This window comes from Micrococcus sp. PSi08, from assembly GCF_054960655.1.
Genome location: NZ_JBHNYP010000002.1, coordinates 23,872 through 46,988, shown reverse-complemented (window position 1 = coordinate 46,988; position 23,117 = coordinate 23,872). Strand labels below are relative to the sequence as shown.

Genomic DNA, 23,117 nt, shown 5'->3' with positions numbered 1-23,117 from the left:
TCCAGCCTAGGGCGCGGGTCGGTGGACCGTGCCGCTGTTCGCGGTGGGCGGTGCTCGTAGACTGGCCGGGCCCCGGCGTCGCCCGCCGCGGGCCGTCCCACCGCCGCCAGGAGCCCGCAGCCATGAGCACCACCCCCGCCGCCCCGGACGCCGCCGGAGCGCACCCCGCCGGCCCGTTCCAGACCCGCGCCGGCGCCTACGCCCTGATCGTGGACGGCGGCCGCGTCCTGCTCAGCTCGTGGCAGGGGCCCGAGTTCCTGCAGTGGACGCTGCCCGGCGGCGGCATCGAACTCGGCGAGAGCCCGGAGGAGGCGTGCCTGCGCGAGGTCTGGGAGGAGACCGGCCACACCGCCGAGCTCACGGGCCTGCTGGGCGTCACGACCGGGACGATCCCGGTGGAGAAGCGCCTGCGGGGCGAGCCGCTGCCCCTGCTCACCGTGCAGGTCCTCTACACCGCCCGCATCACGGGCGGCGTCCTGCGCCCTGAGGTCGGCGGATCCTCGACGGACGCACGCTGGTTCGACCTCGCGGAGCTCAGCGAGCTGCGCACCGCCTCCTGGGTCACCGAGGCGCTCGCCCGTGCCGGGGTGGACACGTGAGCCGCCCCGCCCACCGCCGCCCGACGGCCCTCGCCGCCTCCGCCCTCGTGCTGTCGCTGGCCCTGGGGGCGTGCGCGCGGCAGGCGGACGCCCCGCCGACGCCCTCCGCGTCAGGCACCCCGATCACGGTCGTGCACGGCGGCGAGGGCCTGGAGGGCGCCGTCGCGGCGGTCCTGGCCCGTCACCTGCGCCTGCACGGCCACGCCGTGGCGGACGAGGACGGCGTCGCCGTGGAGCAGTCGGCGTGGTCCGCCGCCGGCGGGGACACGGTCGCCGTCGTGGACACCCTGGCCCTGGCCACCGCCGCCGACCCCGCAGCGGCGCTGCCGTCCCCGCCGTCGCCGGCGTCGACGCCGACCGGGATGGAGGCCGGCCCGTCCACGGACGCCGTGCCCACTGCCTCGGCCACCGCCTCGACCGCCGCCCCGAGCCCCACCGCGCTGCCCGTCGGCGACCCCGCGGCCGACGCCCCGGCGGCCGGGCGCGTCCTGGAGACGCTGCTCGCCGGGCAGACGTCCGCGGCGGGGACACCGCAGGACGAGGCCCCGGCGGTGCTGTCCTCGTCGGCGGGCGTGCTGCGCCTGGCCGCGGTCGTCACCCAGACCACCGCGGCCCGGCTCGAGCTCGAGTCGATCACGGACCTCAACGGCCGGTGCGAGTCGCTCACCGCCGTCGCGCCCCCGCCCCTGACCGCCGCGGCGGATCCGGACGCGGCCACGGCCCTGCGCGCCCGCCTGGACCGGCTCGCCGGCTGTCGACCCGAGACCTGGCTGGCCGACACCGAGGACCCGAGCGCCGCCGTCGTCGCGGATGAGGCCCAGGTCGCGCTGCTGACCCGCACGGATCCGGAGATCGACGCGAACTCGCTCGTCCCGCTCGAGGACGACGGCCGCGTGCTCCCCGAGGGGCGGCTGACCGCCGTCGGCTCCGCCGCGACGCTGGACGACGACGCCGAACGGCGCATCGCCGAGGTGATGTCCGCCCTCGACGGCGACGGCCTGCGGGAGCTCGAACGGCTCACCACGGGCGACGACCCGCTTCCGGCCGCCGAGGCCGCGCAGTACTGGCTGGTGGACCATGGCCTGGAGGACGCGCCCGAGGACTGGTTCGTGCCCCGCGGCTCCTGGTTCTGAGCTCGCACGGGGGAGGGGTGCCGGCCCGCGTCGCACGAGCGCGACTGTGATGCACACCGCCCGGGGGTGCCATGATGGGGGCATGCCGACCCCGCATCCCCGCCAGATCCGCCAGTCCGCCAAGCTGCTGAACGTCCGCTACGACGTGCGCGGCCCCATCCTGGAGGAGGCGCAGCGGATGGAGGCCGCGGGCCACCGGATCATGAAGCTGAACATCGGCAACCCGGCCCCGTTCGGCTTCGAGGCGCCGGACGCCGTCCTGGCGGCGATGCACCAGCACCTGCCGCACGCGCAGGGCTACTCGGACTCCAAGGGCATCTACTCGGCGCGCATCGCCGTCTCGCAGTACTACGAGTCCCGGGGCATCCGGGACATCGGCGTGGACGACGTGTTCATCGGCAACGGCGTGTCCGAGATGATCACCATGGTCTTGCAGGCCCTGGTCGACGACGGCGACGAGATCCTCGTCCCCTCGCCCGACTACCCGCTGTGGACCGGCGCCACCACCCTGGCCGGGGGCCGAGCGGTGCACTACCGCTGCGTCGAGGAGGAGGGCTGGGAGCCCGACCTCGAGCACATCGAGTCCCTCGTCACGGAGCGCACCAAGGGCATCGTCCTGATCAACCCGAACAACCCCACTGGCGCGGTCTACTCCCGCGCCGTGCTGCAGGGCATCGTGGACGTCGCCCGCCGCCACAACCTCGTCCTCATGGCGGACGAGATCTACGAGAAGATCACCTACGACGGCGCCCGCCACATCAACGCCGCCGGCCTGTCCGACGACGTGCTCACCCTGACGTTCTCCGGCCTGTCCAAGGCATACCGGGTGGCGGGCTACCGCTCCGGCTGGGTGGCCGTGTCCGGGCCGAAGCACCGGGCCGCCGACTTCCTCGAGGGCCTGACCCTGCTGGCCAACATGCGGATGTGCGCCAACGTGCCCGCGCAGCACGCCATCCAGGTGGCACTGGGCGGCTACCAGTCCATCGACGACCTCGTCCTGCCCGGCGGTCGGCTGCTCGAGCAGCGCAACCTCGCCCAGGACCGCCTGAACGCCATCCCCGGCGTGTCCGTGCAGCCGGCCCACGGCGCCCTCTACCTGTTCCCGCGGCTGGACCCGGAGGTCTACGCGATCGACGACGACGAGGCGTTCGTCATCGAGCTGCTGCGGGCGAAGAAGATCCTCGTCTCGCACGGCGGGGCATTCAACTACCCGTACACCGACCACTTCCGGCTCGTCACGCTGCCCAGCGTGAAGGACCTGGACGTGGCCCTGGACCGCCTCGAGGACTTCCTCGAGGACTGGAGGGAGCGCCATGGCTGACACCCCGGCCGCCGAGGCGGGCGGACCCGCCCGCCCCACCGACGACGGCGTCTTCGGCGCCCCCGCCCGGGAGCTGTTCGCCGCCCGCCGCGGGGACGAGGTCCGGGGCCCGGCCGACGTCGACGCCGCCGCGACGCCCGGCTACGGCGGGGACAAGGCGAAGGGCAAGAAGGACCTGGCCGCGCGCGGCCGGGCGCTCGCCGACCTGCAGGAGCTGCTGTTCGCCCAGTCGGTGCGCGACGCGCCCGTGGGGGAGGTGCCGTCCCTGCTGGTGGTCCTGCAGGGCATGGACACCGCCGGCAAGGGCGGGATCATACGCCACGTGATCGGGGCGATGGATCCGCTGGGCGTCCACGTGCACGCGTTCAAGGCGCCGACCCCGGAGGAGCGCGCCCACGACTTCCTGTGGCGCATCCGACCGCACCTCCCGCGGCCCGGCCTGGTCTCCGTGTTCGACCGGTCGCACTACGAGGATGTGCTCGTGCACCGCGTGCGCGGGCTCTCCCCTCTGGCCGAGGTGGAGGAGCGCTACGGGGCCATCCGCGAGTTCGAGGCGGCCGTGCGCGCCGCGGGGACACGGATCGTCAAGGTGATGCTGCGGATCTCGCCGGAGGAGCAGGCCAAGCGCCTGCTGGCCCGCCTGGACGACCCCACGAAGCACTGGAAGTTCAGCGAGAGCGATCTCGATGACCGCGCGTACTGGGACCAGTACATGGACGCGTACCGGATCGCGATCGAGCGGACGGACACCGAGGACGCGCCGTGGTTCATCGTGCCGGCGGACCGCAAGTGGTTCGCGCGGCTGGCGGTGCAGCAGCTGATCATCGAGACCCTGCAGGGGATGGGGCTGGACTGGCCGAAGGCCGACTTCGACGTCGCGGCCGCCCGCCGTCGCCTGCTGGCGGGCTGAGCGCCGCCGTCGTCGCGATGGGCGGGCAGTGGTGGCCGGACCTTGCCGAGCACGGGGCCGCGGTGAGTCGATGTACGGACACCGGGCGCCGCAGAGGCGCTCCGGATCCGATCCGAAAGGTGGACCCATGACTGAGAACGCCAACCAGAATGCCCCGCTGACCGGCAAGACCGTCGCGTTCCTCGCGACCAACGGCGTCGAGCAGGTCGAGCTGACCTCCCCGTGGGAGGCCGTGATCGCCGCCGGCGCGACCCCCGTGCTCGTCTCGCCGGAGTCCGGCACCATCACCGCGATGCAGTCCGACTGGGATCACGGCGAGTCCTTCGACGTGAACACGACGGTGAAGGACGCCAAGGCCGAGGACTTCGACGGCCTCGTGATGCCGGGCGGCACCCTGAACGCGGACGCCATGCGCATCGACAAGGACGCCCAGGCGTTCGTGCGTGCCTTCTTCGAGCAGCACAAGCCGGTGGCGGCCATCTGCCACGCCCCGTGGACCCTGATCGAGGCCGGCGTCGTGGAGGGCCGCCGCCTGACCAGCTACCCGTCCCTGAAGACTGACCTGAAGAACGCGGGCGCCCAGTGGGTGGACGATGAGGTCGTCGTGGACAACGGGCTGACCACCTCGCGCTCCCCGGACGACCTCGACGCCTTCAACGCCAAGGTCGTGGAGGAGATGAGCGAGGGCAAGCACGAGGACCAGACCGCCTGACCGACGTCGGGCGCGAGTCGCGTGGGGGCGGGGGCCGATGGCCCCCGCCCCCGCCGTTTCCCGAACGAAAGCGGGGCGGAGGCCGCCGTTTCCCGAACGAAAGCGGGGCGGGGGCGTGGTCAGCCGGCGTCGGGGGCGGCCTCGCCGCGCACCTGGTCGAGGCGGGCGCGGGCGCCGTCGAGCCAGGCCTGGCAGCGGTCGGCCAGCGCCTCCCCGCGTTCCCACAGGGCCAGGGACTCCTCGAGGCCGGCGCCACCGGCCTCCAGCCTCCCCACGGTCTCCATCAGCTCGGCGCGCGCCTGCTCGTAGCTCATCCGGGCCACGTCCGAGACGTCCGCGGAGGTGAAGCCCTCCACGCCGCTGGGGCGGCCCGGGTCCTGCGTCTGCTCCATGCCCTGTTCACTCATGCCTGTCGTGTCCTCTCGTGGGATGGGGTCGGGGTGGGCCGATGCGTCGCGACGACGTCCGCGGTGATCCGTCCGACCGCCACGAGGATGTCGAGCCGGTCGTCCGGGGCGACCTGGTCCGCGTCGCGCACGACCTGTCCGGCGTGCTGGACCACGGCGTAGCCGCGGTCCAGGGTGCGCTGCGGGGACAGGGCGCGGACGCGGGCGCGCAGCTGCGTGAGTGCGTCCTCCTCGCGGACGAGCCGGTGGCCCAGGGCGGACCGGCCGCGCTCGCGCCACCGGTCCGTCTCCTCCTGCCGGGTGTCCACCATCACGTGCGGACGGGCCAGTACGGGCCGGGAGCGCAGGGCCGCGAGCCCCTCGGCCTCGGCGCGCACGCGGCGCTCGACGGCCGCGGCCAGCCGCAGGCGCGCGTCGGCGAGTCCCGCGGCCTCCTGGGCCGCGTCCGGGACGATCCGCTTGGCCGCGTCCGTGGGCGTGGAGGCGCGCAGGTCGGCGACGTCGTCGAGGACCGGGCGGTCCGCTTCGTGGCCGATCGCCGAGACGACGGGCGTGCGCGCCGCCGCCACGGCACGCACCAGCGCCTCGTCCGAGAAGGGGAGCACGACCTCCTCGAGCGCCCCGCCGCCGCGGGCGATGACGATGACGTCCACGGTCGGGTCGGCGTCGAGCTCGGCGAGCGCGGCGGCCACCTGCCGAGGGGCCTCGGCGCCCTGCACGGCGACCTCACGGATCTCGAACTCGGCCGCGGGCCAGCGCAGCAGCGTGTTGCGCAGCACGTCCTTCTTCGCGTCCGAGTCGCGGCCGGTGATGAGCCCGATCCGGTGGGGGAGCAGGGGCAGGGGTCGTTTGCGCGCGGGGGAGGTCAGCCCCTCCTCGGCGAGGGCCCGGCGCAGCAGCTCCACGCGGGCCAGCAGATCGCCGAGGCCGACCGGGCGCATCTCCTGTACGTTCATGGACAGGCGCCCGGCCTTGAGCCAGAAGTTCGGCTTCACGCGCGCCACCACGCGGGAGCCCTGCTGGACGGTCCCGTCCAGGGTCATGGCGACGTTCCGCCAGGCGGTGAGCGGCAGGGAGATTTCCTCCTCGAGGTCCCGCATGGTCATGTAGACGTTGCCGCGGTTGTTCTTGAACTCGATCAGCTGGCCCTCGATCCACGTGGCGGGGGCGCGCTCGATGTGGGCCTTGAGGTTCTCGGAGAGCCGCCGCAGGGGCCACGGCCGCTCGGCGGAGGTCTCGCCCGCGCGGGCGGGCGCCGAGCCGGGCACGTCCGACGCCGCCGGGGCGCCCTCGGTCACGGGCTGGTCCATCCGGGTCCCTCCTGTCCGCGCCCGGTCCGCCCGGGCACGGGCCCACCGTACCGCCCTCGCCGGACGCGCAAGACGGCGCCCGGGCGTCCCCCGGGGCCGCCGCCGGACCGGTCGGGTGCTCAGACCGGGGAACATCCGGCCGGGATCAGTACGCTCGACGGGGTCGGAACGGAACGGAAAGGACCTCATGCGCACCACCCTCAGCTTCCTCGTCGCGGCCCTGGCGGGCCTGCTGGCGGTGCTCGCGACGGCCGGTGCCCTCGTCGACGAGGCGACGCACCGCCCGGAGCTGCTGCGCGGGGTGACGGAGCAGGTCGCGGTGGACCCCGAGGTCCGCGCCGCCGTGCCGGGGGTGATCGACGACGTCGTGCACGACGCCATCCCCGAGCAGGTGCCCGGCCCGCTGGCCCAGGTGGCCGAGGACCTGCTGCGCCCGCTGGCCCAGCGCGTGGCGGACGACCCGCAGGTGGTGCAGGGCTGGTCCGACACCGCTGACGAGGCCCGGCGCGCCTGGCTCGCCCAGCTCGAGGACCCGCAGGGCGCGGACGAGCCCGGCTCGGGCGCGGACGTGACCATCCCGTTCGGTCCCGTCGCACAGTCCGGGATCACCGCCGCCCTGGGCGACATCGAACGTGACCTGCGCGAGGACCGGTTCGACCTGCCCGGGCAGGCGCTGCTGGAGACGATCGCGGGCGCGGACGTCGGCGACTGGGCCGCGGACACGCTGCTGGCACCCCTGTACGACCGCGCCGCGGACCTGCGGGACAGCACCGCGCTGCGCATGGACGCGCGCATCGACGCCCTGGCCGGCACGGATCGGGCCACCGTGCACCGCTGGGTGGACGCCTCCGCGCACTGGCGTTGGGCTGCCGCCGCCTCCGTGCTGGCGCTCGTGGGCGCCCTGCTGCTCGCCCCCCGAGGGCGGCGGGGCCTCGCCGTGGCCGTGGCGGGTGCGGTCGCCCTGGCCGGCGGACTGATCGGCGGCGCCCGCCTGGGTCCGGACGCGGTCCACCTCACGGCACCCGAGGGGGCCTCCCCCGGGGTGGCCGCGTTCGTCCAGCAGATGGAGGAGGCCGCCCGCCCGGCGTTCGCGGCCGCCGTCGCCCCCTACCCCCAGACCCTGACCACCCTGGGCTGGATCGTGCTGGCCGCGGGCCTGCTGCTGGCCCTGGCCGAGCTGTGGGTCGCTCGGCGTGGCCGGGTCCGTGCCGCCCGGGCGGACGGTCCCCCCGCGGTGGGCCGCTCCCACACCGCCGCCGACGTCACGTCGCGCTGAGCCCGCGGCGAAGCCCGGGCCCGGTCTGCGTCCCGGCCGATAGCATGGAGGGCATGTCCGCTCCCTCCGTCTCCGCCCGTCCGTCCGCCGTCGGCCTCGGGATGCCGCAGGTCCCGCGCGTTCGTCGTTCCCGTGAGGAGGTGGAGGCGGCCGCGCCCGTGTCCGGTGAGAAGCGCGTGCTGCTGGCCGCCCCCCGTGGCTACTGCGCCGGCGTGGACCGTGCCGTCGTCGCCGTCGAGAAGGCCCTCGAGCACCACGGCGCCCCCGTGTACGTGCGCAAGGAGATCGTCCACAACCGGCACGTCGTGGACACCCTGACCGAGCGCGGCGTGGTGTTCGTTGACGAGCTGGACGAGGTGCCCGAGGGCGCCCTGACCGTGTTCTCCGCGCACGGCGTGTCCCCGGCCGTCGTCGAGGAGGCCGCCCAGCGCAACCTGCGCACCATCGACGCCACGTGCCCGCTCGTGACCAAGGTGCACCGCGAGGCCGTGCGCTTCGCCAAGCAGGACAAGCGGATCCTGTTGATCGGCCACGACGGCCACGAGGAGGTCGAGGGCACGTTCGGCGAGGCGCCCGAGCACACCACGGTGATCAACGACGTCGCCGAGGCCCGCACCGTCCAGGTGGAGGACCCGGACAACCTGATCTGGCTCTCCCAGACCACGCTCTCCGTGGACGAGACCCTCGAGATCGTCTCCGTGCTGCGCGAGCGGTTCCCGAACCTGCAGGACCCGCCCTCGGACGACATCTGCTACGCCACCTCCAACCGGCAGGCGGCCATCAAGTCGATCTCGCCGGAGTGCGACCTGGTGATCATCGTGGGCTCGGCGAACTCCTCGAACTCGGTGCGCCTCAAGGAGGTGGCCGCGGAGTACGGGGCCTCCCGCGCCGAGCGCGTGGACTTCGCCAACCAGGTGGACGAGTCCTGGTTCGAGGGCGTGGCCACCGTGGGCCTGTCCTCGGGCGCGTCCGTGCCCGAGGTGCTGGTCCAGGAGGTGCTCGCGCTGCTGGCCGAGTACGGCTACGGGCAGGTGGACGAGGTGGTGACCGCCGAGGAAGACATCATCTTCTCCCTGCCCAAGGAGCTGCGCGCCGAGATGAAGCGCGTGGGCGACGACGGGCGCGCCCTCGGCGGACGCCGCCGCGCCGCCGAGGCCTGAGCGCGCCCCTCGTCTCCTCGCTGAGGCCCGCAGACTCGCCGTCACGACGCCGGCGAAGCGGCGAGTCTGCGGGCCTCGGCGTGCCCGGGCCTCAGCGTGCCGGGCCGGCGGGTGGTCAGGACTCAGAGTCCGAAGACCCAGACGAGCAGGGTCATCGACGCGATGGAGATGAGCACGGCGGCGATGATGTTCAGCCACACGCCGCCCTTCACCATCTGGCCGATGGTCACATAGCCGGAGCCGTACGCGATGGCGTTCGGCGGGGTGGCCACGGGCAGCATGAACGCGCAGGTCGCGGCGAGGGCGACGGGCGCGGCCAGCATGAGCGGGGCGACGCCGGTGCCCAGGGCCACGCCGGAGGCGACCGGCAGGAACGTGGCCGCGGTGGCCGTGTTCGAGGTCATCTCGGTCAGTAGCAGGATGCCGACGGAGGCGATCACCACGAGCACCCACACGGGGATGTCACCGAAGCCCTTGACCTGCTCACCGAGCCACGTGGACAGGCCCGACTTGGAGAACTGACCGGACAGGGCCAGGCCGCCGCCGAACAGCAGGAGCACGCCCCACGGCAGGTCCTTCGCGGCCTCCCAGTCGAGGAGGCGCACGCCGCGCCCGGCCCCGCCACCGGCCGGCAGGAGGAACAGGATGAGTCCGACGACGATGGCGATGGCCGCGTCCGAGAGCAGCGGGGACTCCAGGTCCAGGACGTATTCGGAGATCAGCGGCACGGTGATCCAGGCCAGCGCGGCGAGGACGAAGACGGCGAGGACCTTGGCCTCGGGGGCGCTCATGCGGCCGAGGCGGGCCAGCTCGGTGGCGATCAGGTCGCGGCCGCCGGGGACCTCGTCGATCTCCGGGCGGAACAGCACGCGGGTGAGCAGGAACCAGCACGCGAAGAGCAGCACGACGGCGATCGGCACGCCGACCAGCATCCACTGGCCGAAGCCGATCTGCACGCCGTGCTCGGCGGCCATGTGGCCCGCGAGCAGGGTGTTGGGCGGGGTGCCGATGATGGTGCCGAGCGAGCCGATGGACGCGGCGTACGCGATGCCGAGCATGAGCGCGGTGCCGAAGTTCGACTTCGTGAGGGAGCGGATCTCGGCCTGCGTGGGGGCCTCGCCGGCCGCGGATGCGGGCGCGGCGGGGCGGTCGACCTGGTCCGCTCCCTCGTCCGCAGTCAGGGCGCCGTCCGTGCCGTAGCGCTGGACGAGCACGAGGATGGACACGCCGATGGGGAGCATCATCACGGCGGTGGCGGTGTTGGACACCCACATGGAGATGAACCCGGTGGCGATCATGAAGCCCAGGATGAGATTCACGGTCCTGGCGCCCATGAACTTCAGGACGCCGAGCGCGATGCGCCGGTGCAGGTTCCAGCGCTGCATGGCCAGGGCGAGCATGAAGCCGCCCATGAACAGGAAGATGATGTTGTTGCCGTAGCTCGCGCCGACGGCGTCGAAGGTGATGCCGCCGTCGGACTCCTCGGCGGGCACGCCGAGCGGGAAGACGACGAGCGGCAGCAGGGCGGTGGCGGGGATGGGCAGGGCCTCGGTCATCCACCACACGGCCATGAGCACCGCGGTGGCGGCGACGAGGCGGGGCCAGACGCCGAGGTCGCCCGGCATCAGCAGGAACAGGGCGACGGCGAGCAGGGGGCCGACCACGAGGCCGATGATGCGCTTGACGTTCTCGCCGCCGGGCAGCGGCTCGTCACGCATGCCCGGGGAGAGCTCGTGTTCGAACTCCTGGGCGGCCGCTCGGGGGTCGAAGCGGGAGACGTGCTCGTTGACGTTGCTCGGCGGGGGGAGTGGGCGGGACTCCATGGGGCCTCCTCTTCAGGTCAGGCCCTTGGCGCGGCCTGGCAATTCTCTGTGAGTTTCACGGTAGCAAGTGGCCCGGGACACGGAAAGACGACGTCGGGGCCGCGACGGCCCACCCGCCCGGCCCCCGTGCGGCCCCGCTCACGCCTCCCGCGCCGACTCCGCCCGACGACGGCGCAGCTCGTCCTCCTCCACGCCCGCGACCAGTTCCGGGGCGGCCAGGGGCCGGGGCGCGGACTCGAGCGTGCGGATGTCCGGCGTGGGGGCCAGGCCCGGGTCGGCGTCGCGGAGGCGCCGGGCGGCGGGGAGCACGCGCGACTCGACGCTGCCGACGAGCTGGTTGTAGCGGTCCACGGCGGTCTTGAGGGAGCCGCCCATGCGGTCCAGGTGAGTGCCGAGCGTGCCGAGACGCTCGTAGAGGTCCTTCGCGCTGGCCACCACGGTGTGGGCGTTCTCGGCCAGGGTGTCCTGCCGCCACGCGTAGGCCACGGACTTCAGGGCGGTCAGGAGGGAGACGGGGGCGACGAGCGCGACGTTCCGGGAGAACGCGTGGTCCAGCAGCCCGGGGTCCGCGTCCAGCGCCGCGGCCAGGAGCGACTCGGCGGGCAGGAAGCACAGGACCAGCTCGGGGGAGTGCTCGAGGCCGTCCCAGTAGGACTTCGCGGAGAGCTGGTCCACGTGGCGGCGCACGGCCGCGGCGTGCTGGGCGGCCAGCGCCTGGCGCCGCTCGTACGCCTCCTCGCCGGGCTCGTCCGCGAGGGCCTCGGCGGCCAGCGCGTCCCCGATGGGGGCCTTGGCGTCCACGGCCATGGCCTTGCCGCCGGGCAGGGACACCACGAGGTCCGGGCGGAGGCGCTCGCCGTCCCTGCCGGACAGCGTGGCCTGCTCCGTGAAGTCCACGTGGTGGAGCATGCCCGCCGCCTCGACGACCCGCCGCAGCTGCGCCTCGCCCCAGTGGCCCCGCGCGGAAGTGGACTTGAGCGTGGCCATGAGCGACGTGGTCTGGTTCAGCAGGTCCCGGTCGGTGGCTGCGGCGGCGCGGAGCTGCTCCCCGAGCCGGCCGAACTGGGACGCCCGATCCCGTTCCAGCACGCTCACCTGCTCCTGGAGCGCCGCCAGCCGCTGGCCCAGCGGCGCGAGCGTGGACATCACCTGGGACTCCGCGCGTTGGCGTTCGGCGTCCTCGGCGCGCGCGGCCGTGAGCGCACGCTGCTCCGCCCGGGCGGCCGCGAGCGCCTCTCGCGCCCCCTGGTGCTCGGTGCGCAGCGCGGCCAGCTCGGCCTGGGCCCGGCGGGCCTCCTCACCGCCGTCGGCCGCCCGGCGCCACATGAGCCACGCGCCCAGCAGGGCGCCCAGCACGAGTCCGAGGGTGAGGGCGAGCAGCAGGCTGAGGATCTCCATGACCCCACCCTCGCAGGCTGCACGGACACGGTAGGCCGCGGCGCGCCGTCGTCGTGGCGGGCGGCTCAGCCGAAGAGCGGGTTGGGGCCGTTGGCCACGACCTGCGGGTCGCCGTCGACGCGGGCGGCGATGCCCGCCGCGGCCACGCCGGGCAGGTACGGGAAGACCATGCGGGTCGAGGCCAGGGCGGCGGCGTCGAAGGCCTCCACCGCGACGGCCGGGCGGGGTCCGTCCGCCGTCTCGATCTCGCCGTCGAACACGGCCACCGCCCGCGTGGGGCGAGGGCTGATCTTCGCGACCGTGGCGGCCGCCTGCTCGGGCTGGAGGTCCGGGTGCTCCCACATGCCGCGCTGGCCGTCGGCCGTGACGGCGAGGATTGTGGGGGCGAACACGGGCTGCCGGCCGAGCGTGTTGAACACGTGCTCCACCGCGAGGCTGATCAGCGGCAGCAGCTCGCCGCCGGGAGGCGTGGGGGTCGGTCCGGTGGGCGTCGGGGTGCTCATGGGGCCGAGGCTACCGGCCCTGTCCGACGGCGCCCACCCGCGCCTAGCGTGAACCCATGCAGCTCACCATCGCCCCCGGGGACATCACGGCCACGCACGCGGACGCCGTCGTCAACGCCGCCAACTCCACCCTGCTCGGCGGCGGAGGCGTGGACGGCGCCATCCACCGGCGTGGCGGTCCCGAGATCCTGGCCGAGTGCCGCCGCCTGCGCGAGACCGACCTGCCGGAGGGGCTGCCCGCCGGCCAGGCCGTGGCGACGACGGCGGGGCGCCTGCCCGCGCGCTGGGTCATCCACACGGTGGGCCCGGTGTGGGCCAAGACGATCGACAAGTCCGACACCCTCGCCTCGTGCTACCGCGAGTCCCTGAAGGTGGCGGCCGGGCTCGGCGCCCGGACGGTCGCGTTCCCGGCGATCTCCGCGGGGATCTACGGCTGGCCCATGGAGGACGCGGCGCGGATCGCCGTCGAGACCTGCCACGCGATGGCGGACGAGGTGGGCGGCACCGTGGACGAGGTGCTGTTCGTGCCCTACGGCGACACGGCGGAGGCCGCGTTCCGTGCGGCGCTCGGGCACCTCGAGGCCCCCCAGACCACCGATGACGAAGGAGACACCGGACGATGACCATGCGTTTCTGGACCAGGACCGTCGCCGTGACTGCGGCGAGTCTGCTCGCGCTCACCGGCTGCGCGACGGGAGGGGAAGAGGCGGCGACGTCGTCCTCCCACGGCGGGCACGCGGGCCACGCGATGGACGGCGGCCCCGCCCCCGAGGGCATCGAGCCCGCCGCGGACCCGGCCCACCCCGTGGACACCGAGGTCACCCTCATGGCGGACCACATGCCCGGGATGGAGGGGGCCGCCGCCACCGTCGTGGGCGCGTACGAGACCACCGCCTACTCCGTGGACTACCGGCCGACGACGGGCGGGCCCGAGGTGACGGACCACAAGTGGGTCGTCCAGGAGGAGCTGGAGGACGCGGGCGCCGAACGCCTGCCCGACGGCGCGGCGGTCACCCTCGCGGCTGACCACATGCCGGGCATGCAGGGTGCGGAGGGCACGGTGCACTCCTCGACGGATGAGACCGTCTACATGGTGGACTACGAGTCCGACGGCATGCGGATGAGGAACCACAAGTGGGTGGTGGAGAGCGAGATCGCCTCGGCGGGCTGACCCCGGGCCGGGAGGGTCCTGACCGCCCGCCTGGAAGTTGATCGAACTTCACGTAGATTTCTGGAATAGGCTCGCCGGGCGTGCTGTTGTAGTGGTCAGACGCCGCGGTGTCAGCGGCGCCCACCCGAATACCGAGGAGAGTGAACCGACATGGCCCGTCCTATCGATCCGTTCCGTGAGATGGAGCGCCTGGTGAACGGTCTGACGCCCCGCGCGACCGGCACCGTGTCCATGCCCATGAACCTGTACCGCGAGGGCGACGTCTTCGTCGCCGAGGTCGAGCTGCCCGGCGTCGACCCGGCCTCCATCGACGTGGACGTGGAGGAGCGCACCCTCACCGTCCGCGCCGAGCGCAAGGAGGACCCGGCCCGCGAGGACCGACGCTGGCTCACCCGTGAGCGTTCCGCCGGCACCTTCGCCCGCCAGCTCACCCTGGGCGAGGGCCTCGCCCTCGACCGCATCCAGGCCGACTACAGCGACGGCGTCCTGACCCTCACCATCCCGGTGGCGGAGCAGGCCAAGCCCCGCAAGATCTCCGTCACCCACGGCGGTGCTGCCCCCGTGGCCGGGCAGACCGTGGAGGGCGAGACCGCCGAGACCACCGGCGAGTGACCGGCCTCTGACGGAGCCGCGCGCGGCCGGCGTGACCAGCGCGCGGTCCGTCCCCCGAACGCAGATGCGGCGGGCCCCCCCACCGGGGGCCCGCCGCATCTGCGTGGCGGTCACGCGCAGCCCCGTCACGCCCTTGACGCGCAGACGGGCGTCGAGCGGGCTCATGGCGTCGTCCTCGGCGCCCATGCGCACCGAGCCCACCGGGTGGTACACGGTGTTGTGGGTGCGGCGCACGTAGTCGGCGATCTCCTCGTCCGTCTGCGCCTGCTCGCCCGGGGCCAGCTCGCGCCCCGCCCACGCCGCCATGGCCGGCTGGGAGACGATCTCCCGGGCCAGCCGGATGCCGGCCACCGCGACGGCCATGTCGTGGCCCTCCGGGTCGGTGAAGTAGCGCGGGTCCACGGCCGGCTTGTCCCGGTAGTCGTTGGAGCGCAGGCGCAGGGTGCCGCGGGACTTGGCGAGGGGTGGACCCGGTGGCCCAGCGGTCTCGGCTGTCGCCCTCTGGTCGGCAGACACAGGTGTGCGTCCTCTCGTCGGGGTCTGGGCGGCCCGTCCACCCTACGGATCGGTCATCTGGGCGGGGATGCGTGCTGGGTGCTGCGGGTCTCTGGGTTCCGTGGGCGCGTGGGGGCGGGGGGCTGGGGCTGCCGGGCCCCGTGGCCGCCGGGCCTCTGGGTTCCGTGGGCAGGAGAGCGAAGGTTTCTGCCCCCGGAAGCGAAAACCCTGCCGGTTCTGCCCCCGGAACAGGGGAGAGCGCGCTTTCTGCCCACGGAGCGGGCGGGGCTGCCGGTTCTGCCCACGGAACGGGGCCGGTGCGGGACGCCTCCGCCGCGGTGGGCCCGCCGGTAGACTGCCGGACTGTGGCTTTGACTATCGGATTCGTGGGACTGCCCAACGTGGGCAAGTCGACCCTGTTCAACGCGCTGACGCGCCAGACCGTGCTCGCGGCGAACTACCCGTTCGCGACGATCGAGCCGAACGTGGGCGTGGTGAACCTGCCGGACGAGCGGCTGCCCCAGCTGGCCGAGATCTTCGGCTCCGAGCGCATCCTGCCGGCCACGGTGTCCTTCGTGGACATCGCCGGCATCGTGAAGGGCGCCTCCGAGGGGGAGGGCCTGGGCAACCAGTTCCTGGCGAACATCCGTGAGGCCCACGCGATCGCCCAGGTGGTGCGCGCGTTCGACGACGGCGACGTCGTCCACGTGGACGGCAAGGTGGACCCGGCCTCGGACATGGAGACCATCAACACCGAGCTGATCATCGCGGACATGCAGACCGTGGAGAAGGCGATCCCGCGCGTCGAGAAGGAGGTCAAGGGCAAGAAGAAGGAGCCCGCCGACCTCGAGGCGCTCAAGGCCGCGCTCGCGGTGCTGGAGCGGGGCGAGACCATCTTCGCCGCGAAGGACAAGGACAAGCTGGACATGGACCGGCTGCGCGAGCTGAGCCTGCTCACCGCCAAGCCGTTCATCTACGTGTTCAACTCCGACGAGGGCGTGCTGGGGGACGAGGCCAGGCAGCAGGAGCTGCGCGATCTGGTGGCCCCCGCCGACGCCGTGTTCCTGGACGCCAAGCTCGAGTCCGACCTCGTGGAGCTCTCCGATGAGGAGGCCGCCGAGATGCTGGAGATGGCCGGGCAGGACGAGTCCGGGCTGGACCAGCTGGCCCGCGTCGGCTTCTCCACCCTCGGCCTGCAGACGTACCTGACGGCGGGGCCGAAGGAGACGCGCGCCTGGACCATCCCGGTCGGCGCGACGGCGCCCGAGGCCGCCGGCGTGATCCACACAGACTTCCAGCGCGGCTTCATCAAGGCGGAGATCGTGAGTTTCGACGATCTGATCGCTGCCGGGTCCATGGCCGACGCCAAGGCCGCTGGCAAGGTGCGCATGGAGGGTAAGGACTACGTCATGAAGGACGGCGACGTGGTGGAGTTCAGGTTTAATGTGTAAATACCCCGTATTTCCAGGGGCTTAGGCGCATCTGCTCTCACCTAAGATCAAGACTCGCGTTCCGATCTAACGTTTTAGTGCGGTCAGGAGCGGCTGTAGCCCAGGCTGCGGTTGTTCTTGGGCACGTGGCGGCTCGGTCCCATCCATGAAACTCGACCGGATGGATGTCGCGACTGTGCTACACGATCGGTGCGCTTGGACGCCCTGACACTCCTCGAGGTGTGACTTGTATTCACGGGAAGCTGTACTGCCGGACCGACTTGCTGACTCAAAAATCGGCCTGTCTCAATATTCGGATCCCGACACCCGAGGAGCTCACGGCGTTGTGTCGGCGCTGAACTAACCGTCTCCCTTCACCCCGTGAGAGCAGTCGGAGGATCTCGTCCCGGCTTCCGTCTGCCATTCACTGGCGGTGCCGCCTGGCTTCTGTGTTCCACGATCCGAATGTGGATGGTAGCTCGCGCCAGCGCCAGGGAACTAGCGCCAGGATCCGCCGTTCGGCATAGTAGGACATCGCCGTGGCTATAGCATTAGCTCGTGATTAGGACCATCCTCGCGCAACTCTCAGCGGTTGCCTCGATCGTGCTGACAGTGCTGTTGGCTGGCTCTTTGCGAGAACTGCTCATGACACCCTGGAAGGTCATCCTGGTCGTGGTTGTCGTGGCGGTCGCCATCTCGCTAGCTCTGTGGGAAGTGATCACTGCCGTGCGGTCGCGGCCCATTGCGTACAAGGGAAAGAAACGCAACGAACGCATCCAGAAGTACATGGCGAATCTCACGAGGTTCGATGGGCAGTGCGTCGTTTCATCCAACGATCTGAGCTGGGTGTCAGGCGAAGCGTACGAGATGCTCATGAAGAAGGCGGCAGAGCGATCCCTGGTGCTGGTGATGCCGAGAGAAAACGAGATGAGCCGTGAGCTCGTGGCGGCCGGCGCGGAGGCGCGCTATTACGGTGACGAAACGTTCCGGCTTCGGAGTAGATTCACAGTCGTTAACTCGAACAGGGCTGACGCATGGGTGGCTGTCGGATATGGGCGCAAAGGCGCGCACATGATCCGGGAATTCCACTCCAGTGACGACCCGACGCTGAACATGGCAAAGGACTTGATTGACATGGCCCGCCGTCTTGCAGAGAAGGGGGCAAGGTGACTGAGCCCGTGAAGTTCTACGATCACAAGGACGAGGCTGACATCGTTCGCGAATGGGATTCAATCGCCCCGATCCGTGACCGTCAGGTCGCACTGCATCAGGACACGTCGTACGAGCGCGTCCTCGAACCGTGGATTCTCGGGCGGGTCGATCGTTCAACTGCGAAGCGCATAGTCGACGTCGGGTGTGGGACGGGGCGGCTCACATCGAAGCTGGCGATCAGGTCTAGTGAAACGCTGGGGATCGATCCGAGCGCCGTGAGCATTGGACTGGCTCGCGCTCACGATGATGTGACGCGATTCGAGGTCGCGACCGCTGAAGAATGGGTGCGCCGAAGCTCCGATGCACGGTTCGACTTGGCTGTGGCGAACATGGTCCTCATGGACGCGCTTGATCTGGATGGGATCGTCGGTGCCCTTGCGGCGCTCGCGCGCGGTGGAGTAGTGCTCTCGACTATTGCTCACCCGGCCTTCTGGCCAATTTACTGGGAGTATGCCGGCAGTGACGGGTTCAGTTACCTCGATGAGAAGGTGGTTGAAACCCCATTCAGGACGAGCTCGCAGTCCTACGGGCTGGTGGCAACTCACGTGCACCGGCCAATCGAGATGTACCTGCGTTCATTCCGTCAGCACGGGCTAACAGTGACCGCGTTCGAAGAGCTGCGGGGACCGGAAAGCATCGAGAAGTTCCCCTATCCGCGGTTCATTGGCATCGAAGCCTCGGTGCTGCCGTGACATGGCTCCCGTAATGGAGCGGGCACGAGGGGTTGTGATCGCGCCGTGGCACTCATTACGGTGAGCCTTGCCAACGGTTGCACGGCGACTAATAAACCGCCATGTCTCAAAACTCTGATGCCGGCAGCTGAGGAGCTCACGGCGTTGAGTCAGCGCTGGACATGCTGTCGCCGTCACTCTGTGAAAGCAGCCGGCTGACCTCGTTCCAGCTCCCGTCTGCCAGCCACTGAGCGTACCGCCGAGCTGCCGACTGGCCCGCGCGGGCTGCTCAGAGGAAGATGTCGCCAGCGTTTCGTGATGTTCTCCAGCCGTGGCGATGTGGTGGAGTGGAGGTTCGCGCTCTAACGTGTGCCAGCAGTCGAGATGTCAGCAGTCCGGGGCACTGACTTGCCAGGCAGTGCTCGTCGCTCGATGGTGGCTGTGGGCCGCGTCTGCTACACTGAGGCCAATCGACCCCCTCCCAAGCCTCTCGCAGAAGCTCAAATGGGAGGGGCCTCTTTCTTTCCGGGGTCCTGCATGAAGCCATCGCTGTCCTGGGACGAGCAGGTAACCCTCATGATTAGCCGGGGCCTGGCCGTCCCTGATGCCGCCGAGTGCGCACTTTTCCTCGCAGCGGCGAACTACTATCGCTTCTCCGGCTACGCCCGGTACTTCCAGAAGGCCCCTCACCTCGGCGACGACGGCTTCCGGCCAGGCTGCATGTTCGAGGAGATCCGTGCCGTCTACGACGCCGACGAGGCGCTGCGCATCGCGCTCGTCCGGCCGCTGGCCCGCGTCGAGCTCATGCTCCGATCGCACACCGCCCGGGTCATCGCCGACGAGCACGGTCCCTACGGCCGGTACCTCGAGCAGGACTTCTACACCGACGTCGGCGACCGGGAGCCGACCGTCGAGGCGTGCCTACGCGACATCGAGCGCAGCCGGGACCGCCACATCCTGCGCTACCGGGGCGCTTGCGGCGACCGCGCTGACTTCAGCGAACTGCCCGTGTGGTCGGCCGTCGAGGCCTGGTCGTTCGGCACCCTGTCGAAGGTGATCGAGCGAGGAGCCGGCGGCACGCTGGCCGACTCCGTTGCCACGAGCATCGGCGTCGCCAAGGCTGGCTTCGCCTACCGGGTGAAGGCCCTGGTCTACCTGCGCAACCGGTGCGCCCACCACAGCAGGCTGTGGCACCACTCCGTGATCGACGCCGGCCCGACCCCGAACAACGTGAGAAAGAAGGCCAAGAGGGAAGCCGGGCAGTTCGAGCCTAGGTCCGTGCTCGACGTCATCGCCTCTCTCGACGACATGGCTGCCCGCGGCGGTGTCGCCAACCCTCTGCTCCCGAAGCTCGCGGCTGAGCACGACCGGGCCTCGGAGTTCATGCAGGGCCTGGCCAGGCCCCAGAGTCCTCGCGACCACGCACGGGACACGCCGAGGTGATCTGCTGAAGCGCTCGTGCGTGAATCGTGTGCCATACTGAAGTTGCTGTCCTTGCCGAATCCGCGGCTCTGGACGCGGATTCAGGAGGTACACGATGGTTCCGCACTCGCCTGCCGAGGCACTTGGCAGTCACGCGTCCGGCGTCCGTGATTTGCTCGTCGAGGTCGTTCGCTCTGTGCACGGCAGGTTTGCCGAGGCACACCTGGTGTCGGAGTCGCGATACGCGATCGACTTCGGCAGCCAGTGGCGCGATCTGCTCGCCGATGCCAATGAGGCGCTCGTTGACAAGGGCTTCCAGTCGCACAAGCTTCGACCGGCGGGATACAAGCTCCCCGTCGTCAACGACAGCTTGATCTACGTCTGGCGCATCCCGGACTCGGCTGACCCCGGTGACTTCGCGTCGAGTCTGACGAAGAAGAACGGCTTCTCTGCTCAGCCGCCCGACCCGACCTTGTTCGATCCCGTCATCGGAGACGCGCCCGATGAGTCCGGCCAGCCCGGGCTCGAGCGCGTGGTGCGAGCCGCCGGCGAAGTGATGCCGGTGGTGCTCGTCATCGTCCACTCCTCTCCCCGGCAGCTGCAGTCGATCGAATGGGCCGTCGCCGAACTCGACGAGAAGACCGGCAAGGTCAAGCGCCACGGCCAGGAAGCCATGTGGGAGCCGGAGCTCGTCGAGGCAGACGCGGCATCGGCTGGCGAGTCGTTCGACAGCGGCACCCCGGTGCCGCCTGGTATCGAGCCGCGAGAGCAGGAAGGCGTAGACCCGGATGCGTAATGACACTCCCAGCCTGTTCGACGTCTCGGGCTCCGGGCAGACGCACGGACGCTTCGAGCCGGCGAGGCTGACCCAGGCTCGCGTCCGCCGCTCTGTGACCAAGACCGATCTGGCCGCTGAGGTGGGCGTGTCCGCCGCTGCAATCGGTCAGTACGAGGCCGGCGTCAACTCGCCGCGACCCGATGTCCTCGACCGCCTGGCGAAGGCGCTCGACGTCCGTCCTGGATTCTTCGGCGTCGGACGTCCCCTGGCGCGCATCGACACCATTAACGCGCACTTCCGGAGCCTGCGGGCGGCCAAGGTGAGCGACCGTCAGAAGGCGCTGGCCACGGCGACGCTGGTGTGGGAGCTGACGTTCGCGCTGGAACGGCACGTGAAGCTCCCGGAGGTCGACCTCCCGGCCGCCCCTGCCGGTACCACGCCTGCTGAAGCTGCTGCCATCTTGCGCCGGCATTGGGGTCTGCCCGATGGTCCGGTTAAGCACCTGGTCGCCACGGCCGAGTCCCGAGGCATCGTGGTCGCCGTGCGACCCCTCGCCGAGATCGACACCGTCGATGCCTTCTCCGTCGTCATCGTCGACCGGCCGATCATCATCACCACCCCGCGTCGGACTGAGAACGTGTTCAGGCATCGGTTTTCGATCGCGCACGAGATCGGGCACCTGCTGCTGCATGTCGACATCGGCGAGCACAGCGCTGCCATGGAGAAGGAGGCGGACGAGTTCGCTGCCGCGTTCCTCACTCCGGCTGCGTCCATGGACGCAGCCCTGCCGCAGCGGCTCGATCTCGCTGCCCTCGACCGCCTCGGCAGGACATGGGGGGTCTCAACGACCTCTTTGATACGTCGGATGGTCGAGCGCGGGCGCACCACCGAGTCCTCGGCACGGCGTGCCTACCAGCGGCTGTCGGCTGTCTACGACTCCAAGGCCGACCCGACCAGCGCCTATCCCGGCGAGGTGCCAACGCTGCTGAGAAAGGCCGCTGACCTCGCCGGTGACCACGGAGCGCCCGTGCCGGCGCTTGCCGAAGCGTTGAAGATCAGCCCCTACCTGGTGCGCGACCTGCTGGGCGATGCCGACGAGCGCCCAGTGCTCCGCCTCGTCGGCAGTGACTGACCCTCCGGTCCCGCCGGGTGGGGGCTGACCTGCCCAGGCACGGCTTTGTCTCTCATCACCAACCAACGAAGGACCTTCATCGATGGCCTATCCCACCCTTGCGCTCCACCTGCTCATCTCGGCACCGGGAGACGTGCCCGTCCAGGACATGGCGGCCATCCGCAAGACGATCAGCCAGTGGAACCTCAACCTCGGCCGCGTCGTCGGCCTCACCGTGCTACCCGTGTCCTGGACCGAGCACGCGGTCGCCGAGTTCGGGGACCGCCCTCAGGCCATCCTCAACGACCAGATCGTTGAGGAGGCGGACTTTGCTGTCGCTCTCTTCTACGACCGCCTGGGCACTCCGACCGGTGAGGCAGATTCGGGTACGGCTGAAGAGATCAAGGTCCTCGTTCAGGCTGGCAAGTCGGTGGCGGTACTGGTGAATGCGTCCGCCAGACCGCCTCTCGGTGGTTCAGCCCTTGAAGAGCGGAAGCGCCTGACCGCGTACCTGACTGACCTGCGTAAGACAGCCCTCGTCTTCGAGTATGCCAACGAGGGCGACCTCATTAGCCACCTCAACAACTTCTTGAGCAGGGCTACTGCGCAGTTCCAACAGTCCGTCGACGCCTCTAAGGATGAGGAACCGGCAGGGCCGGACCCCTCGGAAGGCGTGTGGCCGCGAGCCGAGGTTCGCGAGAGCGTGAAGACGGACAACAAGGGTCGGCTGAAGACCCAGCGGCACTGGTCGCTCGTGCTTCACAACACCTCGCGGGGACCGGCGTCCGACGTGGACTTCCAGTTCCTGGACCTGCCGGAGAATGCGATGTTCCACGTGTATCGTGAGGAAGGTCCGCTCGGTACCATCCCGCCAGGTCAGGAAGCACGGTTCCCTCTGCTGCTCGCCATGGGGTCGCCAGACGCAGTCGATTGCCTGGTCACGTGGACCGACGCCTCGGGAAACGCCAGGGAGACGAGGGCAACAGTCCGAACCTGACGTTCCTAACCGTGGTGACGTGGTGGAGTTCCGGTTCAACGAGTGATGCATTGTCTCACTCCAGGTTCACGCAGTAAACTTGGGGTATGCCCACCGAACTGTCTCTCGAGAAGATGCAGTGAAGCCGAAGAATCCGGGTCCACTCCTGTCAATGTCAATACTGGAATCGACGAGATTGGGCCTGGGCTGATGAGCGACACGTAAGCCGGCAAAATGCTTAGCGTTTCTTGACGAAAGCAGGGTGACGCTCGCCTCATCCAATGGATTGGATAATTCGACTAAGGCTGAAGTTTTTAAAGAGATATCTATGTTGCTCTCGTCTGCCCCGAGGGTGATCATCCATCGTGACCGAGACTTTTTAACTGATATTGAGGTTGACCAATGGGGCCAGCCGCATACTTCGCGTGGAATCGAGGTTTTCAGTCCCCCGCTCTGCGATACGGAGTCATATTTCGCCACGTCCGCGCATGTGTCAAAGGTAACGGGCGTGACCGCGGAGGAAGCCACTTCCCTGATTGACTCGACTATCGAGGAGCGTGTAGACGAACTGCGCGATAAGTTTCGCAGAAAGCGTCAGGTTGCAAGCAGGACATTGAACGCCGATGGTGGGGGGCCTATTACGGACGATCTCTGGCCGGAGGGGAGTGGCCCGAAGCCGGAGCAGGT

The 23,117-nt window shown here is 70.5% G+C and carries 22 protein-coding genes and 1 pseudogene; 17 read left to right on the top strand and 6 right to left on the bottom strand.

What is annotated here, in order from left to right:
* Positions 1-122 precede the first annotated feature (122 nt).
* From ACFI33_RS01005 to ACFI33_RS00985, 5 genes are all read left to right on the top strand, one after another.
* Positions 123-599, top strand: coding sequence for an NUDIX hydrolase (locus ACFI33_RS01005; RefSeq protein WP_036316610.1), 477 nt, complete (start codon positions 123-125; stop codon positions 597-599).
* Positions 596-1,732 carry a glycine betaine ABC transporter substrate-binding protein gene (locus ACFI33_RS01000; protein ID WP_462623646.1) on the top strand — a complete coding sequence of 379 codons (1,137 nt, stop codon included), beginning with the start codon at positions 596-598 and terminating at the stop codon, positions 1,730-1,732. Before ACFI33_RS01005 ends, ACFI33_RS01000 begins: the two co-directional genes overlap by 4 nt.
* Positions 1,733-1,814: 82 nt before the next feature.
* The gene (locus tag ACFI33_RS00995; RefSeq protein ID WP_127435411.1) at positions 1,815-3,053 is read left to right on the top strand and encodes a pyridoxal phosphate-dependent aminotransferase; all 1,239 of its coding nucleotides are present in this window, start codon (positions 1,815-1,817) and stop codon (positions 3,051-3,053) included.
* Complete coding sequence (locus tag ACFI33_RS00990) at positions 3,046-3,963, top strand: PPK2 family polyphosphate kinase (RefSeq protein WP_127435410.1); 918 nt, start codon at positions 3,046-3,048, stop codon at positions 3,961-3,963. The genes ACFI33_RS00995 and ACFI33_RS00990 overlap by 8 nt, the downstream gene beginning before the upstream one ends.
* Before the next feature lie 127 nt (positions 3,964-4,090).
* On the top strand, positions 4,091-4,675 hold the full coding sequence (locus ACFI33_RS00985; protein ID WP_127435409.1) for a type 1 glutamine amidotransferase domain-containing protein: 585 nt from the start codon (positions 4,091-4,093) through the stop codon (positions 4,673-4,675).
* A gap of 119 nt (positions 4,676-4,794) precedes the next feature.
* Here the strand turns inward: ACFI33_RS00985 and ACFI33_RS00980 are convergent, their stop codons facing one another.
* Together ACFI33_RS00980 and xseA are read right to left on the bottom strand one after the other, a co-directional pair.
* Complete coding sequence (locus ACFI33_RS00980) at positions 4,795-5,082, bottom strand: exodeoxyribonuclease VII small subunit (RefSeq protein WP_127435408.1); 288 nt, start codon at positions 5,080-5,082, stop codon at positions 4,795-4,797.
* The gene (xseA, locus tag ACFI33_RS00975; RefSeq protein WP_462623645.1) at positions 5,079-6,392 is read right to left on the bottom strand and encodes an exodeoxyribonuclease VII large subunit; all 1,314 of its coding nucleotides are present in this window, start codon (positions 6,390-6,392) and stop codon (positions 5,079-5,081) included. The genes ACFI33_RS00980 and xseA overlap by 4 nt, the downstream gene beginning before the upstream one ends.
* Before the next feature lie 187 nt (positions 6,393-6,579).
* Between xseA and ACFI33_RS00970 the strand changes: the two genes are divergently transcribed.
* Positions 6,580-7,668, top strand: a complete 1,089-nt coding sequence (locus tag ACFI33_RS00970) for a hypothetical protein (protein WP_036340353.1) — start codon at positions 6,580-6,582, stop codon at positions 7,666-7,668.
* Between the two features lie 53 nt (positions 7,669-7,721).
* Positions 7,722-8,828, top strand: coding sequence for a 4-hydroxy-3-methylbut-2-enyl diphosphate reductase (locus ACFI33_RS00965; protein ID WP_036340356.1), 1,107 nt, complete (start codon positions 7,722-7,724; stop codon positions 8,826-8,828).
* 122 nt (positions 8,829-8,950) lie between these two features.
* Here the strand turns inward: ACFI33_RS00965 and ACFI33_RS00960 are convergent, their stop codons facing one another.
* The 3 genes from ACFI33_RS00960 to ACFI33_RS00950 all read right to left on the bottom strand — a co-directional run bounded on the left by ACFI33_RS00960 (position 8,951) and on the right by ACFI33_RS00950 (position 12,552).
* A complete protein-coding gene (locus ACFI33_RS00960) occupies positions 8,951-10,651 on the bottom strand; it encodes an SLC13 family permease (RefSeq protein WP_036317039.1) in 1,701 nt (566 codons plus the stop codon).
* A 138-nt stretch (positions 10,652-10,789) separates the two neighbouring features.
* Complete coding sequence (locus ACFI33_RS00955) at positions 10,790-12,049, bottom strand: DNA recombination protein RmuC (RefSeq protein ID WP_078025886.1); 1,260 nt, start codon at positions 12,047-12,049, stop codon at positions 10,790-10,792.
* A gap of 65 nt (positions 12,050-12,114) precedes the next feature.
* A complete protein-coding gene (locus ACFI33_RS00950; protein WP_052001240.1) occupies positions 12,115-12,552 on the bottom strand; it encodes a hypothetical protein in 438 nt (145 codons plus the stop codon).
* A 56-nt stretch (positions 12,553-12,608) separates the two neighbouring features.
* Here ACFI33_RS00950 and ACFI33_RS00945 point away from each other — a divergent pair, with 56 nt between their 5' ends.
* The 3 genes from ACFI33_RS00945 (at position 12,609) to ACFI33_RS00935 (ending at position 14,335) form a co-directional block, all read left to right on the top strand.
* On the top strand, positions 12,609-13,175 hold the full coding sequence (locus ACFI33_RS00945; protein WP_036317043.1) for an O-acetyl-ADP-ribose deacetylase: 567 nt from the start codon (positions 12,609-12,611) through the stop codon (positions 13,173-13,175).
* Entirely contained in the window at positions 13,172-13,723 is a 552-nt protein-coding gene (locus ACFI33_RS00940) for a YdhK family protein (RefSeq protein ID WP_370450139.1), read from the top strand. Before ACFI33_RS00945 ends, ACFI33_RS00940 begins: the two co-directional genes overlap by 4 nt.
* A 150-nt stretch (positions 13,724-13,873) precedes the next feature.
* Complete coding sequence (locus ACFI33_RS00935; protein ID WP_036317045.1) at positions 13,874-14,335, top strand: Hsp20/alpha crystallin family protein; 462 nt, start codon at positions 13,874-13,876, stop codon at positions 14,333-14,335.
* 111 nt (positions 14,336-14,446) lie between these two features.
* On the opposite strand, the pseudogene ACFI33_RS00930 reads toward ACFI33_RS00935, so the two are convergent.
* Positions 14,447-14,794, bottom strand: a pseudogene (locus ACFI33_RS00930) (GMC oxidoreductase); the annotation flags it as partial.
* 401 nt (positions 14,795-15,195) lie between these two features.
* On the opposite strand from ACFI33_RS00930, the gene ychF reads away from it, so the two are divergent.
* The 7 genes from ychF to ACFI33_RS00895 all read left to right on the top strand — a co-directional run bounded on the left by ychF (position 15,196) and on the right by ACFI33_RS00895 (position 22,451).
* On the top strand, positions 15,196-16,281 hold the full coding sequence (gene ychF / locus ACFI33_RS00925; RefSeq protein WP_127434975.1) for a redox-regulated ATPase YchF: 1,086 nt from the start codon (positions 15,196-15,198) through the stop codon (positions 16,279-16,281).
* Positions 16,282-16,818: 537 nt separating this feature from the next.
* A complete protein-coding gene (locus tag ACFI33_RS00920; protein ID WP_127434976.1) occupies positions 16,819-17,430 on the top strand; it encodes a hypothetical protein in 612 nt (203 codons plus the stop codon).
* Positions 17,427-18,164 carry a class I SAM-dependent methyltransferase gene (locus tag ACFI33_RS00915; protein ID WP_127434977.1) on the top strand — a complete coding sequence of 246 codons (738 nt, stop codon included), beginning with the start codon at positions 17,427-17,429 and terminating at the stop codon, positions 18,162-18,164. The genes ACFI33_RS00920 and ACFI33_RS00915 overlap by 4 nt, the downstream gene beginning before the upstream one ends.
* Before the next feature lie 516 nt (positions 18,165-18,680).
* Positions 18,681-19,586, top strand: coding sequence for an Abi family protein (locus ACFI33_RS00910; RefSeq protein WP_127434978.1), 906 nt, complete (start codon positions 18,681-18,683; stop codon positions 19,584-19,586).
* Positions 19,587-19,680: 94 nt separating this feature from the next.
* Positions 19,681-20,361 carry a hypothetical protein gene (locus ACFI33_RS00905; protein ID WP_127434979.1) on the top strand — a complete coding sequence of 227 codons (681 nt, stop codon included), beginning with the start codon at positions 19,681-19,683 and terminating at the stop codon, positions 20,359-20,361.
* Positions 20,354-21,475, top strand: coding sequence for a helix-turn-helix domain-containing protein (locus ACFI33_RS00900; protein WP_127434980.1), 1,122 nt, complete (start codon positions 20,354-20,356; stop codon positions 21,473-21,475). The genes ACFI33_RS00905 and ACFI33_RS00900 overlap by 8 nt, the downstream gene beginning before the upstream one ends.
* A gap of 82 nt (positions 21,476-21,557) precedes the next feature.
* On the top strand, positions 21,558-22,451 hold the full coding sequence (locus tag ACFI33_RS00895; protein WP_127434981.1) for a hypothetical protein: 894 nt from the start codon (positions 21,558-21,560) through the stop codon (positions 22,449-22,451).
* The last annotated feature ends 666 nt before the right edge of the window (positions 22,452-23,117 follow it).